Raw genomic sequence first — 18495 nt, 5'->3', positions numbered from 1 at the left:
CTTTAGAAGTGCTGAAGACAGTTGTATAGGGTGTGCAGCGTAAAAGGCTTGATCAGGCAGTGATTCATCCCCGCATTCAGACAGCGCTCGCTCTCCTCACGCATGGCATTGGCCGTTGCACCAATGATCGGCAGCGTTATGTTCATGGCCCGCAACCGGGCCGCCAGCTCATAACCGTTCATTTTCGGCATGTTGACGTCGGTCAGCAGCAGATCAAAATCGTCGTCGCGCCAACGCTCGAGTGCTTCCAGTCCATCGCTGACCAATGTCACTGTGCAACCCAACTCTTCAAGTTGATCTCGCAGAATCAGTTGATTGATCACATTGTCTTCGGCAACCAGAATGCGCAAACCGAGCTTGAGTTCCGTCTTCACCGTACCCGGCTCAAGATCGCTGCCAATACCCATGCCCTGGGCCTTGCACAGGGCACGATAGACGTCCTGCAAGCTGCTCAGGTCCGCTTGCCAGCAAGGGTTTTCAACGGCGGGAGCTACCGACATGTCACTGGCGGCTACCACCAGCGGGCCTGTCCAGCCAGGTTCAAGCAATTGCCGGGCAGCGCCGGGATGCAGCTCCAATAAAACAGCAGCATCGGATGCATCCCCTGGTTTCGGCGCCCCAAGATGAGCCCGCGCACCCCAACGGCGTAACCAGGCGCAATAACACTCGGCCAGTTCGCGCACGGGGGAAACCACATAAACAACGCGGGCAGCCAACTCGCCAAAAGGGCTAAAACGCGCCGGTTCGCTAACCTGCACCAAGGGCAGATGCAGGGTAAAACTGCTACCCAATCCCGGCTCACTGACCAGACGCATGGTGCCATTCATCAAGTGCATAAGGCGCTTGCAGATGGACAGGCCCAGCCCGGTGCCGGCGACCACGTTTTTCGCAGACTCCACTTGATAAAAAGGCTCGAACAGATGAGCCTGCTCTTCATGGGCAATACCTTTGCCAGTATCGGAAACCTGCCAGTGCAACATCACGCGCTCATCATCACGGCTGTCCATTTTCAGACGCAGGACAATTTTTCCGTAGTCCGTGAACTTCAGGGCGTTGTTGAGCAGGTTATTCAAGATCTGGCGGATGCGGGTGACATCACCGCTGAGCCACTCGGGCACCGTTGAATCAATCAATGCAAACAACTGCAGGCCCTTGGCCTGGGCTGCGCCACTGTAGCCCAGGACCACCTCTTCTATCAGCTCAAGAGGGCTGAAGGTGTTGAGTTCCAGTTGCAGCTGACCCGCCTCGATACGCGACACATCCAGCACGTCGCAAATCAGCTGCAACAAGTTGCCGGATGAGCGTTCGATAGCCTTGAGATAGTTGTTCTGCTGATCGTTAAGTTCGGTACGCGCCAGCAGTTCCAGCGTGCCCAAAACACCGTACAGGGGTGTACGGATTTCGTGGCTCATGGTTGCCAGAAACAGAGTCTTGGCCTCATTGGCCCGGTCCGCCAGTTGCCGGGCACGTTCGAGGGTTACTTCAATCTGTTTACGTGCGCTGATGTCGCTGAACGCGCAAATCAGCACGTCCTGACTTTTGTAGCGCGTTGGGGCAAAGGCCAGGTACAGAAGACGGCCATCCTCCATTTCGATCTCATCACTGTTGCGCAAGTCACATTCATCGAACGCGCGTGAAATCCAGCCATGGCATAACTTGCTGCGCTCAGTGCCGTTACCCAGCCACTGTTGTGACAAGGAGTTTTCCAGTACCACGGTGCCGTCTGTGCGCCGGATTACACACAGGGCCATCGGTGCAACTTGCAATACGGCACGACTGAACGCCTCACTTTCAACCAGCGCCTGAATGCGTTTCTCACCCGGGGTGATCAGGCGCCGATCAATGCGCACAATCAGTAATCGCAAGCCGATGCAGACGGCAATAAACAACAAAACACAGCCCAACAAAGGCCCGCCCAAAACTGGCAATAGAGATTTGATATCTAAGGCATAAACGATTTGCCAGCCCGAATAGCCCAGCTTCTTCGTGATTGCCAGGCTATCGGGCAACCAGCCACTACCGATAAAGCCAAATGAATTCTTGGGTTCCAGCGTCTGCAATGAATTGACGAGAGTGGATTGTGCGGCGTTGGTGAATAGAATCTGGCCTTGACCGTTGAGCAGCATGAAGTCACCGGCACTTTCACTGCGCAAGGCCTCTACCAGATCCGGAACCTCGACCTCAATGCCCAGCCAGCCGGAAGACAGGTTACGGTTATCGAGTCGGGAAAATAAATAAAAGGGGGCATTCAGGACCTTGCTGTCGGTCAGCCACAGATCATCACCAAATGAATAGGCCTTGGCCCCTTCATCAAGCAGCCGCTGCAACACCACTTTGGGCAGCGGTTCAAGGTTGCCTGAAGAGTCGAACAAACACACCACTTTGGGCTTATCCGTCTGCGGCACATACAACAGATTGACTTTGCTTTCGTGCAAATAATCCATCATCCGCCGGGTCAGCCAAAGGTTCCAGTGGCCAGCCTCACTGCCCAGGCTGATGTTGACCTCTTCTTGTGGATCAATACCGGCGACCGTTTGGCCTGCCTGATGATCAGGCACAGTGGCCAGCACCAGGCTCTTGAGAAGCGTCTGGCGGCTGACGAAAAAATCCTGGGCATTGAACACCGCCTCGTTCATAAAACTGCGGCGCTGCGAGACCTCTTCGTTGAACACGGCACGCAAGTATACGAACGACCCCGCAAGGAGTCCGACGATCAGGCCACAGGCAAATAAGTGCAGGAGTTTTCGAGCGGCTTGGGGGGTCGATTTCATGCCGCAAGCCTGAGGCTGCGGCATGCAAAAAATAATCAGACAATTCCTGAAACCAGTCGTCGCTGACTCCGCTCTGCTACGGGGGAGTGACGCTTATTACGGACGCACCGCACTCAAATCCATCCGCCCGTCTTTCATCGGCGGGCACCAGTAGTAGCCACCGTTAAGTGGACGGCTGTAACGATACAAGCCATCGATGATGCCGTCTTCCAGACCGCTCATGCGCCGCAGTTGCACTTCAAAGGCATTCAAGGTGCGACCGAAGGCAACAAACATCAGCCCGGACTTGCCGTTTTCTGTCCACGGCATGGAGCGACGCACAATAAAGGCTTCCGGGGTGAAGCTTTCCTGGGCAGTACGTTTGACGTGGGCAGACTCCGGCGCATCGTCCAGCTCTTCGTTGTCGCTCTTGCGACGACCCATGATGTTGTCCTGCTCCTCGGACGGCAGTGCGGCAAAACCGTTCAGGTCATGCTGCCACTGCTGAATGGCCACAAAGCTGCCACCGTCCAGCCCGGCGCCAGCATTGGCAACGATGGCCGCGTCCACAGCCGCTTCGTCCACCGGGTTTTCAGTGCCGTCTTCGTAGCCGGTCAGGTCACGATCAGTGCCGTAACGGAAGCCTTCGGTCACTTGCAGCAGGTTGAACGCAGGCGTCAGGGCAGTCTCGATGGCCTGGCTGCGGTGCAGCAACTCGCCACGGTCTTCGCCCAGCAACCACAGCCACAGGGCGTGCTGGGTCGACGGGTTTTCAACCATGGCATTGATCGCAGGAAACACCCGCAACCCCGGGACTTTCGCGCCAAGGGCCAATACCAGCGGCGAACCAAAACCGGCCACCACGCTTTTGCCATCCACCCACTGCGACAAGGTGTCGAGTGCAGCCGGCAAAGCTTCTACTGACTTGAGGGCGAAAAACATGTAACGCGCTTGCGAAGGTATCGGTTTGGCAAGAATGCTCGACTGGTAGAGACTCATAGAAACTCCTTTGGAAAGCCTGGAGTTTACTCCTACCAGTACTTTTTCCGTCACCTCAGAGGGATTTTTCTTAAGTTCAACCCCTGCATATCAAGGCTCATGACGACAGCTGGTTGGCAAACTGACCCACGGCATCGACCACTTTCTGCGCGCCATCCTGGATTTCGACAATCACCGTGCCCGCTTCGGCGGCCAACGTCAATCCTGCTTCGGCCTGAAGCTTGCCATCGGCCATCAGGGTCACGGCGCTACGGGCCATGTCCTGGTTCTGCCGCACCACACCGATGATTTTTTCAGTGGCCTTGCTGGTGCGCGACGCCAATTGGCGCACTTCGTCAGCCACGACGGCAAAGCCACGACCTTGTTCACCGGCACGCGCGGCCTCAATGGCGGCGTTAAGCGCCAGCAAGTTGGTCTGGTCGGCAATCGAGCTGATGGTCTTGACGATGCTGCCAATCACTTGCGACTGATCGCTCAAGGCTTCAATGCCGTCACCCGCCTGCTGCATGTGACGGGCCAGATCACGCATCACTTGCACCGCTTCGGTCACCACTTTGGTGCCGCGCTGGGCACTGCTGTCGGTTTGCAGCGAAGTGCTGTAGGCAATGCCTGCCGCTTCGCAGACGGCCTGTTCCTGATGAACCTGATCGGTGATCACCGTGGCGAACTTCACCACTTTGTACAGGTTGTCATTGGCGTCGCGCACCGGGTTGTAGGTGGCCTCAAGCCATACATCACGGCCGTGACTGTCAATGCGCTGAAAGCGTGCCGCGACAAACTCACCCGCATTTAAACGCTGCCAGAAAGCCTGGTATTCGGCACTGTTCTGTTCTTGCGGGGTGCAGAACATGCGGTGATGTTTGCCCTGGATCTGCCCCAGGGTATACCCCATGCCGGAGAGAAAACGCTCATTGGCGGTCAGCACTTCGCCCTTGAGGTTGAACTCGATCACGGCGGTAGAACGCATCAGCGCACTCATCAGGTTTTCATGGTCGCGGGAAGTTTCGATGGTGCGCGTCAGGTCACTGGAGAAAATCGAAATGCGCAGCACCCGCCCGCTGGAGTCCAGAATCGGCTGCATGATCGAGCGCAGCCACGCTTCCTGGCCATTGCCGCGCAGCAAGCGCACGGTGCCACTGTAATGTTCATTGCGCTTCATGGCGCTCTTGAAACGAAGGCTGTGTTCGTCGTTTTTCAGGTGCGCGGGCACCAGTTCATCAATATGCAGACCCAGCAACGCAGTACCGGTGTAGTGCATCTGTTGGGTGAAGTTATGGTTGGCTGTCTCGATGCGCCCATCCGCGCCCAGAGACAGCACCAGCATTTCGCTGTCCAGGCTCTCCCGAACCTGCTGCAGGCTGGATATTTCTTCGCGAAGAGCCGACAGCTCTTGCTTCAAGCGTGTGTTGAACATGGGGTACCCGGAGCAATGAAAGAATGCGTGCAACAGAATCGGCTTTAGGCGAATTTTCTGGAGCGCCGAAAACGACCGTTCATCCAAAACCGAGGCCACTGAATAACCCTGCACATTCATGGCCACACGCAGCGGGCCATCGGAATTGCTCCCGCTTTGATTTACTGTGCTCGGGCCATCCCATAACCATAAGAAAACCGAGGTACATTTCATGGCCGCCGAGATTACAGACAGCCGCTCTGCCCGCTTTGCCCTGCGCTGCTCGAACTTTGCCGAGCGCTGGTTTCCCGATTCGTGGGTGTTCGCCGCTGTTGCGGTAATAACCGTGGCATTGGCCACGATGCTGATGGGCGCCAAACCCACCGATGCCGCCATGGCATTTGGTGACGGCTTCTGGAGCCTGATCCCGTTCACCATGCAAATGGCCTTCGTGGTGATTGGCGGCTATGTGGTGGCCAGCTCGCCGCCCGCCGTCAAATTGATCGACAAACTGGCCCGGGTACCGAAAAACGGCCGCCAGGCCGTGTGCTGGGTAGCGTTGATTTCAATGGTCGCGTCATTGCTCAACTGGGGGCTGTCGCTGGTGTTTGGCGGCTTACTGGTACGGGCACTGGCCCGGCGCACCAACCTGCGCATGGACTATCGCGCCGCCGGCGCTGCGGCCTACCTGGGGCTGGGCGCGGTGTGGGCACTGGGGTTGTCGTCTTCGGCTGCACAGTTGCAAGCCAACCCCGCCAGCCTGCCGCCGTCGATTCTGGCGATTACCGGGGTTATCCCCTTCACTGAAACCATCTTTCTCTGGCAGTCCGGGGTGTTGCTGGCGGCGCTGGTAGTGGTGTCGTTGATTGTCGCCTACGCCACCGCACCCGGCGCTGAATCGGCCCGCGACGCAGCTGCCTGCGGTATCGACCCGAGCTTCAGCTCACCGAAGCTCCCCCCGCGCACACGCCCCGGTGAGTGGCTGGAATACAGCCCGCTGCTGACCATTTTGCTGGTGCTGCTGGCTGCTGGCTGGTTGTTCCATGAGTTTTCGACCAAACCGGCGATCAGCGCCATCTCCGGGCTCAACACTTACAATTTTCTGTTCCTGATGCTCGGTGCCCTGCTGCACTGGCGCCCGCGCAGTTTTCTCAATGCCGTGACCAGCGCCGTGCCAACCACCACCGGGGTGATGATCCAGTTTCCGCTGTATGGTTCGATTGCCGCATTGATGACGGTGGTCAAGGGCACCGACGGGCAAACACTGGCCCACCATATCTCGACGTTTTTCGTGCAGATCGCGTCCCATGACACTTATGCATTATTGATGGGCGTGTATTCGGCGATTCTGGGCTTTTTTATCCCGTCGGGTGGCGGCAAGTGGATTATCGAAGCGCCGTACGTGATGCAGGTGGCCAATGATCTGGGCTATCACCTGGGTTGGGCTGTGCAGATCTACAACGCCGCCGAGGCGCTGCCCAATCTGATCAATCCGTTTTACATGCTGCCGCTGCTGGGCGTACTGGGTTTGAAGGCGCGGGACTTGATCGGCTTCTCGTTTGTGCAACTATTGGTGCACACGCCGCTGGTGCTGTTTTTGCTGTGGGCATTGGGGACGACGCTGGTGTATACCGCGCCGGTGATGCCGTAAGCGTACTCGTAACTAAATGTGGGAGCGGGCTTGCTCGCGATTCAGGTGGCGCGGTAAAGCAGGAAAACCGCGTCGATACCATCGCGAGCAAGCCCGCTCCCACAGGTTATGCATGCAACTTTATACTGCGCCCACCGGCCGCAAACGATACTGCGGCGGCAACTGGTCAAGGCCGCTGATGGTGGTGTTCAGGCTTTTCCAGCGACCGTCCTTGATCCCGTAGATGCAGCCATGCACCGACAGCTTCTGCCCGCGGTGCCAGGCATTTTGCACAATATTGGTATGCCCGACGTTCGCCACCTGCTGGATCACGTTCAATTCGCAGAGGCGGTCAACCCGCTCTTCCTCGGTGGGTAACAGCGCCAGCGCTTCACGATTCTCGTAATACAGGTCACGAATCGAACGCAGCCAGCCATCGATCAGCCCCATCTGCTGGTCCTTCATCGATGCGCGTACACCGCCACAGCCATAGTGGCCGGTCACCAGAATATGTTTGACCTTCAAAACGTCGACCGCGTACTGGATCACCGACAGGCAGTTCAAGTCAGTGTGCAACACGACATTAGCCACGTTGCGGTGCACAAAAAGATCGCCGGGCAACATGCCGACAATTTCGTTGGCCGGCACCCGCGCATCCGAACAACCAATCCACAGGTATTCCGGTGTTTGCTGGCGGGCCAGCTTGGCGAAGAAGTCGGGATCTTCCTGCTTGATCGCATCGGCCCAACGCTCATTGTTATCAATCAGATCTTGTAGTTCGTTCATGCTGTGGAGCCTCAAGAGTTGATGCGCTGTTCTGACAGCCGACCAGCGGTCGGGGTCACTTGCCCCATGACATTCCGGCGGTCAGTTGGGTGGAATCTTCAGCAATGGCTACAGTCATCGTATTAAAGCACCCAGAGTATGAGGAATTACCATGACTGATTCACGTCGCCCCTACGGGGCACCACAACCCGCACCTATCGACGATATCGAGGACGCCATGGGTTCGGTGGAGCCGCTGGATTTTGATGATGACGATACCTATGAGCCCGTCAGCGACTTGTTTGTCGACGATACAGGCTCCAGGCACAGAGCCGCGCTGGATGACGAACTGGATCTGGGCCTCAACGACGACGACCTGGAGCAGGAGATGCTGATCCGCGAGGACGGCGCCCGCGATGCCAAGGAGGCTGCCCAGGGGCCGGACGGTGCCGCTGACTGGGATCTGAGCCTGGTTGATGAAGACGAAATCGGCGCCGGCAAAGGGCTGGATGAAGCCGAACTGGCGGAAATTGACCCGGTGGGACGCAAGCGTTGAAAGGTAAACCCTGTGGGAGCGGGCTTGCTCGCGATCGGATCAACACGGTTTACCTGATAAACCGCATCGCCAGCAAGCCCGCTCCCACATAACGACTTTTCGCCGTCAGTCGACCAGCGTGCAGGCCATCACCACCGCATCTTCACGCCCACCCACAGCCGGGTAGTAGTCACGGCGACGGCCGATTTCATTGAAGCCATAACGCTCATACAACTTGAACGCCGCGGTATTGCTGTCGCGCAGCTCAAGGAAGCATTCGCGCGCCTCATGCTGATAGGCAATCGACATCAAGTGCTCAAGCAGCTTGAGCCCCAGGCCACGGCCCTGGCTCTCGGGCTTGACGGTGATATTGAGCAGATGGGCCTCGTCGAGGATGATCTGCACCACGCCATGCCCTACCTGCTGCTCACCTTCAAACATCAGCCAGATATGGTACTTGCCCAGGCCGTCGAGAAATATGCCGCGCGTCCAGGGGTGACTGAAAGCGGCGTATTCAATTTTCAATACCGCATCAAGGTCCGCCTCGGTCATCGGGCGAAAAGTTACCGCATCACTCATCGTTCTGTTTCCAGCGCGCCATTAGCCGGCGCATGGCTTGCCACACATGCGCTTTGCGTTGTGGCTCATCCATTAAGAGTTCCAGGCCCGGCAACGCCCATGCGCTGCCCAACCCTTCAATTTGCAGTTCAGTGTTGAATGCCTCGGCATCGGCCTCACCGGCAAAGCGCACCGCAGGCAGTCCGATCAGCCACAAACAGGCACATTCGGCCTCTTCCAGGCGGGCCATAAGAAAGCCCTGCACAAACTCACGCGCAGCCTCGGGCCCTTGATCGACATTGCCACGCCGCAGCAACGGCCAGCGCACCGGCTCGCCAATGATTTGCGGGCTGTCGGGCAAGCCGGCAGCGCGCAACATGTCCTTTAACAATAAATAGGCCGGGTCGCGGCTCTGGAATGCACCGCCTGTAGGTAACTCCACCAGCACCAGGCAACGTCCTGCCCGCAGTAACTGCAGGGCAAAACGCGGCGGTGGCAGTTGCACGGCCTTGGCCGGTACAGGTGCCAACTCGGCTTCGACCACCGGTTTGCTGACCGGGCGACTGACCGAAGGCCGGGGCACTTCGATTTTTGGCCGCTCGACAGGTTTGCCCGGTGCAACCGCCGCCTTGACCGCAGGCCTTGTGATCACAGGCTCCGCGGGCGGCTCGGGGAGCACCAGCAGTTCTGGCCGCGAAGGGGCGGCAAACGGCAGTTCAGTGCGCGGCAACCAGCTGACCACTTGCATGGCAGTCAAGAAAGCGCGGCGGCGGGACTCATTCAACAAGGATCGGCCATCTGTGGATTACTAAAGTGTGGGGATTCTACCGCCCTTCTGCCCTTCCCGCCCGCAGTTGATCTGCCAAGTGATGACTCGACAGCACGTTGCAGTACAATCGCGGCCTTTACTTGCCAATTGACCGGCCCTCCCATGATCGAACCCAAGCGCGTTTTACGTGCCCTCGCCGAGCACTGGGCACTCCTTGAGCCTTTGTGTGAACACTTCGACCAAGGCACCCTGAGCCTGAACGAATTACGCCTGCAACTGGCCGTTCATCAGATGGACAGCACGCCGCAAGACATCACCGCCGTGCTCGATGCCTGGATTCGTCTGGACATTCTGGTGCCGGTCGCCAAAAGCCCGAACCGTTTCGAGCTAAACGCCCAGATTCACGACTTTCTGGCTTATTTGCGCCACGAGCACCGACTTGGCCTGTGCCTGGAAATCGAAGCCTACCTGCGCCATCTGGAGCGGCTGGCAGGTTATATCCAGGATGCCTTCGACATTCGAGACGGCCATGACCTGGCACGCCAGCTGCGTTTACTCGATATGCGGGTACGCGATGTATTGAAAAAACTCGCCAACGATGAACAGGCGCTGGTGGCCGTAGCCGAACGGGCCAAGACCAGCGACCGGCAAATTCCGTTGCGTCAGCGCTATGCCGAGGTGCTGGCAACCTGGGATGAATACGTCGAACCCATGATTCAGCTGGTCAACGCCGACGGCGCTTTCGAGCAAGGCGTACGCAAGGTCGAAGTGGTGCTGCTGCGCATGCTCAGCGAACAGCAACGCCTCGGCCACTTGGTAGACGACGACATGCTGCTGCGCACCCATGCGCGCATCCTTGAGATGCAAACCAGCGCCCAGATGACCCTGCGCCATGCCCGTGAGTTGCTACTGCCGCTGCGTGAAGAAGCCCGCCGGCACAATGCCGTGACCCGTGGTGCCGCGCTGGCACTGGCAGCCATCCGCCGCAAAGGCCTGGACGCAGTGCCGCAAGCAGCCATGCCGATGTTCACCCGCCCGCAAAGCACCTTTTTGGGGAGCGCCAGTCAGGTTGAGGCTTATGTCTATGCCCTGGCCCGCTTCGAAGCCAAACCGGCGAAATTTCCCAAGGCGCATAAGGTCCACCGCGGCGAAACGCCCAAGGCCCCGCGCACGGTCAAGGAAATGCTCGACCGCTGCAGCGATGCGCTACCGATGCCGGACTTGATGTGCTGGCTGCTGGCACAAGAGCCAGACGGCGACACCGATGAATTGCTGTACTGGTTCTCACGCCTGTCCCGTGAAAAACGCTTCGTGCGCGAACGCCTGGAGCGCCGCGATTACCACACCCACGAACATTTGGTCAGCCTGCGCTCCTTCGCTCTGCTTTCTCACAGCGAAGATGCGACCCAGACTACTGCGAGCTCTCTGCATGCATCTTGATCTTTCTGAACTGTCCCAGCTGGCACCGATTTTTCGTGAGCTGTTCAAGGGTTATCACGTCAGCCGCCGCGACCCGGAGCTGTACGCGCAACTGTCGAACTTCCAGGATCAATACCGCGCCCTGTTTAAAGCCCTGGGCTTTGAACTGGTGTGTGATACCCGCGGCTTCTATTACTTTGTGCCCGACACTGCCACTGCGCAGGTCAACAAGACCGCACAGCGCCTGGCGCTATTCACGTTTATCATCGTCGAGCATCTGGCCGATCAGGGCCGCGACCCGATCGCCGTGCTCGACGGTGGCAGCCTGGGCCGCGACGAGTTGCCTGCGCTGCTGGAAAAATACCGCGACCTGTTTGTGCAGGCTGAAGTCACCAGCCAGGACGAACTGGAAGAAAAGATCATGCGCCGCATGACCCAGCTCGGTTTTGCCAGTGAAGAACCCGGCATCTATCGCTTTCTGCCACCGATGCACCGTTTTCTCGATGTGTGCCTGTCGGTGCAACAAGACCGCGACCTGGCCGCCAGCCTGCACAGCATCCTGCCTTTGCCCACGCCGGTGCTGGCCGATGACGACAGTGATGACGAGGCCGCATTGGCCCGCGCCATTGCCGACGAACAACAGGAGATGGACGCATGAGCCAGGAACGCTACGGCATTCGCCGCTTTGCCCTGTTGAACACCGCCGGTTACAGCCTGGGGCTGTTCCCGCTGGAACACCCGCTGTCGGTCTACGGGGCGAACAACCTCGGCAAATCGGCATCAATCAACGCCCTGCAGTTCCCGATTCTGGCGCGCATGTCCGACATGAGCTTCGGCAAATACAGCCTTGAGCAGTCGCGACGCTTCTACTTTGCCTCGGACACCAGTTACATCCTGGTCGAAGTGTCCCTACCCCACGGCCCCCATGTGATCGGTGTTGTCGGTCGCGGCCCGGGGGGCGGCTTCGGTCACCAGTTTTTTGCCTACGCGGGCAAACTGGACCTGGCCCACTACCAGAAAGACGACACCTGCCTGCGCCAGAAGGAGCTGTTCAACAACCTGGAGCGTAATGGCCTCAAAGCCTACGAGCTCAAGCCTGATGAGCTTCGGCGTCTGCTGGTGGGTGGCCATACGTCGATCCCCCTGGACCTGACCCTGATCCCGCTGCGCTCCACCAGCGAGCAGAGCCTCAAGACCTTCCGCGCGCTATTTATCAACCTGCTGCATATGCGCGAAATCACTGCGGCCAAGCTCAAGCAACTGTTCCTCGATGCGTTCGAACACAGCCTGCGTTCGGGCAGCGTTGATTACATTGCCGCGTGCGAAGAAGCTTTCCGTGATGTACGACGCATGGAGCAGGACTACAACGCACTGGTCGGCGCCGGGCCGTTGGTCGAGGCATTGGCCGCAGGTGTGCGCCAGCGCGACCTGCTGCGTGGCAAGCTGCACCGCCTGTCACCGCTGCTCGATTCCTTGCTCGGTACCTGGCAGGACTACGCCGGGGCCCGCAAGGAAGAGCTGCTGATCCAGTCCGAGCACTACCGCAACGAACAGGACGCCCTGCAAAACAACCAGCGCAGCAGCACTCAGGAGTTGATGCGTCTTGAGCGGGAAATTTCCGGTATCCAGCGCTGGCTCGGCGAGTTGTCAGTGCTCAAACATCGTTTCGCCCTGGTCGACGACGTAAAGGTGCTTGAGCAGCAATTGCTGAGCGCCAAAGACGCCCACGACGAACTGGCGGGGGCGCTGGCGCAGTCGCGTCAGTTCAGTGCCGAGGATCTGGACGAGCGACTGCGCGATCTGGAAAAGCGCCTCAAGTCGGTCAAGCAGCAGCTCGATCACGCCGACAACAACAGCTATGCCCGCTTGCGCGAAGAGTTTTCGCAGCAGGATGTGGAACGCCTGATGCGCCTGTTCAACAGTGCCCTGTTCAGCCTGCCCCTGGGTGAGCACGGGATTGCGCTGGATGACAGCGATGCCTGGGTCAAATCGCTGGAGCTGATCCTCGATGGCTTTAAAGGCGAGCGTTTTGAAGCCCCGGGCCTGTCCATCGACTTGAGCCATATCGAGCCCCCTGCCCTGCAGGCACTGGCGGACCGCGCGGCTTTGCGCGAGCAGAAAGAGCGTCTGGAAAAAGAGCTCAAGCAACTCAAGACCCAGCAGGCCGTGACCTCTGACCGCGCCGCAAGCAAGAGCGAAGCCGAGTCCCTGTATCAGCAGGTGCTGGATGCGCAAAAGGCGCTGGAAGATTTCCGCCGCAGCCAGACGCTCAGTGCAGAAGAAGGCGAAAAACTCGAGCAACTGGCTCAGGCCGAAGCTGCGCAGGACGAGTTGAAACGCTCCAGCGATGCCTTCACCGAGCGCGTCCAGCAGTTGTCGGCCAAGTTGCAACTGGTCGGTCGCCAGATCGGTGACATGGAAGCCAAACAGCGCACCCTGGATGACAGCTTGCGTCGACGCCAACTGCTGCCCGCCGACTTGCCGTTCGGTACGCCATTTATGGATCCGGTCGACGATTCGATGGACAACCTGCTGCCGTTGCTCAACGACTATCAGGACAGCTGGCAGGGCTTGTTGCGTTGCGACGGCCAGATCGAGGCGCTGTACGCTCAGGTACGCCTCAAGGGTGTGGCCAAGTTCGACAGTGAAGACGATATGGAGCGGCGCCTGCAGTTACTGATCAACGCCTACGCCCACCGCACCGAAGAAGCCCTGACCCTGGGCAAGGCGCGCCGGGCCGCAGTCACCGATATCGCCCGCACGCTGCGCAATATCCGCAGCGACTACGACAGCCTCGAGCATCAACTGGCATTGTTCAACCGCGAAATCAACAAGCGTCAGGTGTCCAACCTCAAAAGCTTCCGTATCGTGCTGGCCCCCAACAAGGAGGCGCTCAAACATATCGATCAGATTATCCACAGCGCCAGCCAGTACGAAGAAGGCGAGACACTGTCGGTGTTTGACCTCAGCCAGAGCACCGAACAAGACAACAAGAACGAAGAGGCCAAGGAGTATCTGGCGCGCCTGGTGGCAGCCAACCATAACCAGTTGGGGCTCAAGGACTTGTTCGAGCTGGCGTTCGAGATCACCAAGCTCAATGGCCAGCCGGTGATCCACACGGATATCGATGGCGCGGCGTCCAACGGTACGACCATGACGATCAAGGCGCTGACCAACATGTATTTGTTGCTGCACTTGATGGACCGCGATCAGGCCGGGCGTATTCGCTTGCCGTACTACCTGGACGAAGCTGCCGACATTGACGAGAAAAACCAGACAGCTCTGCTGGAGACCAGTTTGCAGCTGGGCTTTGTACCGATTCTGGCCAGTGTGAAGCCGCAGGTCTGCGCCCATGTGGCCATCGACCTGGAAGGCGGCAGCGGCCCTAACGGGATCTATATCGATGAAGACGACTGGAAGTACATTCGTCGCCATGACGAGGTGAAACCTGATGCGTTGACGGCGGTGGAAGAACGCGAACTGGATGAAGTCTGAGACTGAACCCCGTACATAAAAAAACCGCGATCATTGATCGCGGTTTTTTTTTCAGCTTATTTGCCTAACGGGATCTTCGGTGCCCACTGCAGCCATTCGTCTTCGAACTTGTCAAAGAGCGGGAAGGTTTGCTCAGGGCGAGCCTGGGTGCCCAGCTTGTCGCCGTCCGGTGTGGCGAAGGCAATGCCACCCTGCACCAGGGTTTCCAGGGATTCAGTGCGAATCGTTGCTCCTTTGAACAAACCGAAGTCGACACCAAAACCGCTCGTATTCCAGAAACGGCTACCGCTACGCACCAACGGCGCGTAACGCGGCTCGATCAGGATATGTACCAGCACCCGGTCGGCACTGTTGCCCAACTCATACCCCGTGACTTTACCCACGGTGACTTCACGGTAGGTAACAGGCACGCCCTCCTTGAGCGAACCACGACGGGCAGCGCTCAATACCAGGCTCAATCCGGCCTGGGAAACGGCGGCATCCGGCGCTTGCTCCAGGGCTACAAAACTGGTCTGGCGCCCCAGTTGTTTGCTCGCCGGTTGCACCTCGAGGTACTGGCCGGTGACCAGGGTTTCGAGGTTGGCCGTTTTCATCAAACCAAGCTCCGGCTTGACCACCCAGAATTGGCTGCCAACCCGCGCAATCCGCTCAGGCACTTCGGTGATGCGTGCCTTGAGCAGAACCGATTGCAGGTCCTCGCTCAGGTCAATGCTTTCGATCTTGCCAACATCCAGCCCCTTGAAGCGAATCGGCGTACCCTCGCGCAGGCCATCGGCACGCGGCACCTTGATCGTAACGGCGACTCCCTGCTGCATGGCTGCGTCACGGTCAGTAAACAGACGGAAACGCGGGATACGTTTTTGCAGCGGCGCCTTGGCTTCCGGTGTTTCAAAAGCAATCCCGCCTGCCATCAGACTTTGCAGGGATTCGCTTTTAACCTGGATACCGCCGGTCAAACCGCCGGTCAACGTGATGCCGCTGGCATTCCAGAAACGGGTCGAAGCATTGACCAGATTCTCGTATTCCTTCTCGATATGGACACCGATCACCAACTGCTTTTTGGTGCGGGAGAACTGATAGCTCTGCACCGAACCGACCTTGACCTGCTTGTAGAGGATCGGGCTGCCGACATCCAGCGAGCCCAGGTTCTCGGTAAAGAGCACCATATGCAGGCCCGGTGAGCGCAGATCCAGCGGCGGAGCCTTTGGCCGGGCGACGAATTCGCGTTCGGGGGTGCTGCCCTTGTCACCCGGGCGAATGGCAATGTAGTTGCCTTTGACCAGCGCCTCCAGCCCGGTAATGCCGGCCAGGGAGATGGACGGCTTGACCACCCAGAACTGGGTCCCCTGCACCAGGTAGTCTTCTGCCAACGGGTCCAGGGTCAGCTCGGCACTGGCGCTGGTCAGATCAGGGTCCACCTTGAGACCCTTGAGGCTACCGACCTGGATGCCTTTGTACATGACCGGCGTACGACCGGCCTGCAGGCCCTCGAAGTCGCTGAGTTTGACTTTGACCTTGATCCCCGCCTGCGCGGCATCGAAGTCTTCATAAAGACGGAACGGCAGGCTCGAATCGGTGGGCGGGCTGTCTTTGCGGTTCTCTGGAGTGGCGAAGGCAATACCACCGGCCACAATACTGGCCAGAGATTCGCTGCGCAGTTTCACACCCGACAGGTTGGCGTCGATGCTGATACCGCTGGCATTCCAGAAGCGCGTATGTTTGCGCACCAGATTGGCGTAGGTCGGCTCAATAAAGACTTTGATTTCAACAGTGCTTTGGTCTTCGGAAAGCACGTAGCTTTTGATCTGCCCTACCTGGATCTGCTTGTAGAACACCGGGCTACCACGGTTCAACGAACCGAGACGCTCAGCTTTAAGCGTCAGGTGCAGACCTGGTTTGGCATCAGACAAGGGCGGTTCTTGTGACAGCGCCTTGAACTTGCGTGCAGGCTCGCCATCGGCGGGACTGACCGCAATATAGTTGCCGGACACCAGCGTTTCGAGCCCGGTGATACCGGCCAGAGTGACACTGGGTTTGACCAGCCAGAAACGGGTATTGGTTTTCAGGTATTGCTCAACGTCCTTGTCCATTTCGACGGTAGCAATCACCCCTTTGCTGGGGCCAGACTCGTCGAGGGCGAGGGTTTTCACCTTGCCCACGGGCATGCCTTTGTAGACCACCTCGGTCTTGTTGGCGACGATGCCTTCGCCGCTCTCGAAACGCACCTGAATATCGATGCCGGTTTCGCTGTAGGCGCGCCACCCCAGCCAGCCACCGATGACCAGGGCAATAAGCGGAAGGATCCAGATCGCCGACCAGTTGGAAGCCGGGCGGGTTTTAGCGGTAGGCAAGTCACTCATGGTCGTCGTCCGACTCCGTGTTGTCCCAAATCAGTCGGGGATCAAAAGTTACAGCTGCAAGCATCGTTAGCACCACCACACTGGCAAATGCCACTGCGCCAAGATTGGCTTCGATGCTGGCTATGCGTCCAAAATTCACCACGGCCACCAAAATGGCAATGACGAAAATATCCAGCATTGACCAACGGCCAATGAACTCGATAAATCGGTACATAATGATACGTTGCCGGGCAGAAAGAGGCTGATGGCGTTGTACCGAAAACAACAGCAAGGCGATGCCGACCAGCTTGAAGGTGGGCACCAGAATACTTGCCACAAACACCACGGCAGCAATCGGGATCATGCCGTGCTGTACCAGCTCGATGACACCCGCCATGATCGTACTCGGCGAGCCCTGGCCCAATGAGTTGACTGTCATGATCGGCAGCAGGTTGGCCGGGATATAGAGAATGGCCGACGTCAGCAGCAATGCCCAGGTGCGCATCAAACTGTCGGGGCGACGCGCGTGAACCAGAGCACCGCAGCGAGTACAGGTTTGCTCGTCGGTTTCGGGGTCTTGCCTGTTCAGTTCGTGGCATTCGCCACAGATCAAGATACCCGCATCAATCGCCCGCATGAGCATCCTCCCCGGATAACGCCTGCCAGATCTGGTGAGGTGACATCACCACTTCCAGCCAGACCTGTACCAGCAACAGGCTGACAAAACAGACCAGGCCCAGGCCAAGACTCAGCTCAGCCAGATCGGACAGTTTTACGATGGCCACCAGCACGCCCATGAAGTACACCTCAAGCATGCCCCAATCACGCAGATGGTGATAAATGCGGTAAATCAGCAAACCGTAGCTGCGCCCGATATTCCAGCGAATGCTCAGCAACACAGCAAGCTGGCAGAGCAACTTGAGCAGCGGGATGCCCATGCTGCACAGGAACACCACCGCCGCGATGCCTTGCATGCCGGTGTTGTACAAACCGAGCACACCACTCCAGACCGTGTCTTGCGACGCCTGGCCCAGTAGATTGAGCTGCATGATGGGTAAAAAGTTCGCAGGTATGTAGAGCAGCAAAGCAGCAATCACAAGCGCAAGGCTGCGTTCAACCACCTTGTACCTATGAGCGTAGAGTTCATAGCCGCAGCGCGGGCATTGGGCTTTCTCACCGAGAGCGAGATGCGGCTTGCGCATCAGTAGATCGCACTCATGACAGGCCACCAACTCGTCCAGCGGTAATTCTGACACCCTGCGGGGGTCAACCGGATCTGGCATATAGGGAGTCTCAGGCTCAGAAAATGACTGGGCCTATTCTAGTGCGCGGGCTACAAAATAACTGTGCCTATTTGCAGGACTTTAGCTGCAGGCGATCTGAAGAACGATACGCTCAGGCGGGTCATAACTTTTTTCGCCACAAAAACAAACCCCCTGTCTGCGTGAGCAGACAGGGGGTTTGGAATTTAATCTTGACGATGACCTACTCTCACATGGGGAAACCCCACACTACCATCGGCGATGCATCGTTTCACTACTGAGTTCGGGATGGGATCAGGTGGTTCCAATGCTCTATGGTCGTCAAGAAATTCGGTAGCCAGGTCGTTTACCTTTCGGTTTACGCTCCAGCGAATGGGTATGTAATAGATGTGGTGTTTTGTGAACCGCAAACTTTCGGTTTGTATCGTCTTCACACACCGCAATTCGCTTCTAAGCAAATTGCTTGGGTGTTATATGGTCAAGCCTCACGGGCAATTAGTATTGGTTAGCTCAACGCCTCACAGCGCTTACACACCCAACCTATCAACGTCGTAGTCTTCGACGGCCCTTTAGGGAACTCA

At 58.0% G+C, this 18495-nt stretch carries 13 protein-coding genes, 2 rRNA genes and 2 pseudogenes; 5 read left to right on the top strand and 12 right to left on the bottom strand.

All coding sequences use genetic code 11. From position 1 onward, the window contains the following. Positions 1-2 precede the first annotated feature (2 nt). The 4 genes and pseudogenes from PPTH39_RS10955 to PPTH39_RS23855 form a co-directional block, all read right to left on the bottom strand. Positions 3-2771, bottom strand: coding sequence for an ATP-binding protein (locus PPTH39_RS10955; RefSeq protein WP_095021246.1), 2769 nt, complete (start codon positions 2769-2771; stop codon positions 3-5). 96 nt (positions 2772-2867) lie between these two features. Then, positions 2868-3749 carry a Dyp-type peroxidase gene (locus tag PPTH39_RS10950; protein ID WP_130871970.1) on the bottom strand — a complete coding sequence of 294 codons (882 nt, stop codon included), beginning with the start codon at positions 3747-3749 and terminating at the stop codon, positions 2868-2870. A 97-nt stretch (positions 3750-3846) separates the two neighbouring features. Continuing rightward, positions 3847-4278: pseudogene (locus PPTH39_RS23860) on the bottom strand (methyl-accepting chemotaxis protein); the annotation flags it as partial. 108 nt (positions 4279-4386) lie between these two features. After that, positions 4387-5073, bottom strand: a pseudogene (locus PPTH39_RS23855) (PAS domain-containing protein); the annotation flags it as partial. Between the two features lie 301 nt (positions 5074-5374). Here PPTH39_RS23855 and PPTH39_RS10940 point away from each other — a divergent pair. Next, positions 5375-6793, top strand: coding sequence for a short-chain fatty acid transporter (locus PPTH39_RS10940; protein WP_095003210.1), 1419 nt, complete (start codon positions 5375-5377; stop codon positions 6791-6793). Positions 6794-6913: 120 nt separating this feature from the next. Here the strand turns inward: PPTH39_RS10940 and can are convergent, their stop codons facing one another. After that, positions 6914-7558: a carbonate dehydratase gene (gene can / locus PPTH39_RS10935; protein WP_095003211.1), complete on the bottom strand. Its 645-nt coding sequence runs from the start codon at positions 7556-7558 to the stop codon at positions 6914-6916. A gap of 151 nt (positions 7559-7709) precedes the next feature. Between can and PPTH39_RS10930 the strand changes: the two genes are divergently transcribed. Then, positions 7710-8093, top strand: coding sequence for a serine kinase/phosphatase (locus PPTH39_RS10930; RefSeq protein ID WP_169916771.1), 384 nt, complete (start codon positions 7710-7712; stop codon positions 8091-8093). Between the two features lie 105 nt (positions 8094-8198). Here the strand turns inward: PPTH39_RS10930 and rimI are convergent, their stop codons facing one another. Next, the gene (rimI, locus tag PPTH39_RS10925) at positions 8199-8651 is read right to left on the bottom strand and encodes a ribosomal protein S18-alanine N-acetyltransferase (protein WP_016781701.1); all 453 of its coding nucleotides are present in this window, start codon (positions 8649-8651) and stop codon (positions 8199-8201) included. Then, positions 8644-9417 (bottom strand): energy transducer TonB, encoded by a 774-nt coding sequence (locus PPTH39_RS10920; protein WP_130871968.1) that lies wholly within the window; start codon positions 9415-9417, stop codon positions 8644-8646. Before PPTH39_RS10920 ends, rimI begins: the two co-directional genes overlap by 8 nt. 144 nt (positions 9418-9561) lie before the next feature. On the opposite strand from PPTH39_RS10920, the gene mksB reads away from it, so the two are divergent. The 3 genes from mksB to mksF are packed head-to-tail and all read left to right on the top strand — an operon-like array spanning position 9562 to position 14313. Further along, complete coding sequence (gene mksB / locus PPTH39_RS10915) at positions 9562-10839, top strand: Mks condensin complex protein MksB (RefSeq protein ID WP_095019681.1); 1278 nt, start codon at positions 9562-9564, stop codon at positions 10837-10839. After that, positions 10829-11476 carry an Mks condensin complex protein MksE gene (gene mksE / locus PPTH39_RS10910; RefSeq protein ID WP_095003214.1) on the top strand — a complete coding sequence of 216 codons (648 nt, stop codon included), beginning with the start codon at positions 10829-10831 and terminating at the stop codon, positions 11474-11476. The genes mksB and mksE overlap by 11 nt, the downstream gene beginning before the upstream one ends. Further along, positions 11473-14313, top strand: coding sequence for an Mks condensin complex protein MksF (mksF, locus tag PPTH39_RS10905; RefSeq protein WP_095019682.1), 2841 nt, complete (start codon positions 11473-11475; stop codon positions 14311-14313). The genes mksE and mksF overlap by 4 nt, the downstream gene beginning before the upstream one ends. A 56-nt stretch (positions 14314-14369) precedes the next feature. On the opposite strand, the gene PPTH39_RS10900 is transcribed toward mksF, so the two are convergent. The 5 genes from PPTH39_RS10900 to PPTH39_RS10880 all read right to left on the bottom strand — a co-directional run. Then, entirely contained in the window at positions 14370-16673 is a 2304-nt protein-coding gene (locus tag PPTH39_RS10900; protein WP_095003216.1) for a PqiB family protein, read from the bottom strand. Next, complete coding sequence (locus PPTH39_RS10895) at positions 16666-17289, bottom strand: paraquat-inducible protein A (RefSeq protein WP_095003217.1); 624 nt, start codon at positions 17287-17289, stop codon at positions 16666-16668. Before PPTH39_RS10895 ends, PPTH39_RS10900 begins: the two co-directional genes overlap by 8 nt. After that, complete coding sequence (locus tag PPTH39_RS10890; RefSeq protein WP_095021242.1) at positions 17276-17935, bottom strand: paraquat-inducible protein A; 660 nt, start codon at positions 17933-17935, stop codon at positions 17276-17278. Before PPTH39_RS10890 ends, PPTH39_RS10895 begins: the two co-directional genes overlap by 14 nt. Before the next feature lie 189 nt (positions 17936-18124). Then, positions 18125-18240 (bottom strand): 5S ribosomal RNA (gene rrf, locus PPTH39_RS10885). 148 nt (positions 18241-18388) lie between these two features. Then, a 23S ribosomal RNA gene (locus PPTH39_RS10880) occupies positions 18389-18495 on the bottom strand; the annotation flags it as partial.

The sequence above is a fragment of the Pseudomonas bubulae genome (assembly GCF_900618535.1).
Taxonomy (GTDB): Bacteria; Pseudomonadota; Gammaproteobacteria; order Pseudomonadales; family Pseudomonadaceae; genus Aquipseudomonas; species Aquipseudomonas bubulae.
Note: the sequence above shows the minus strand (reverse complement) of the source record. Positions and strands in the feature narration are given on the sequence as shown.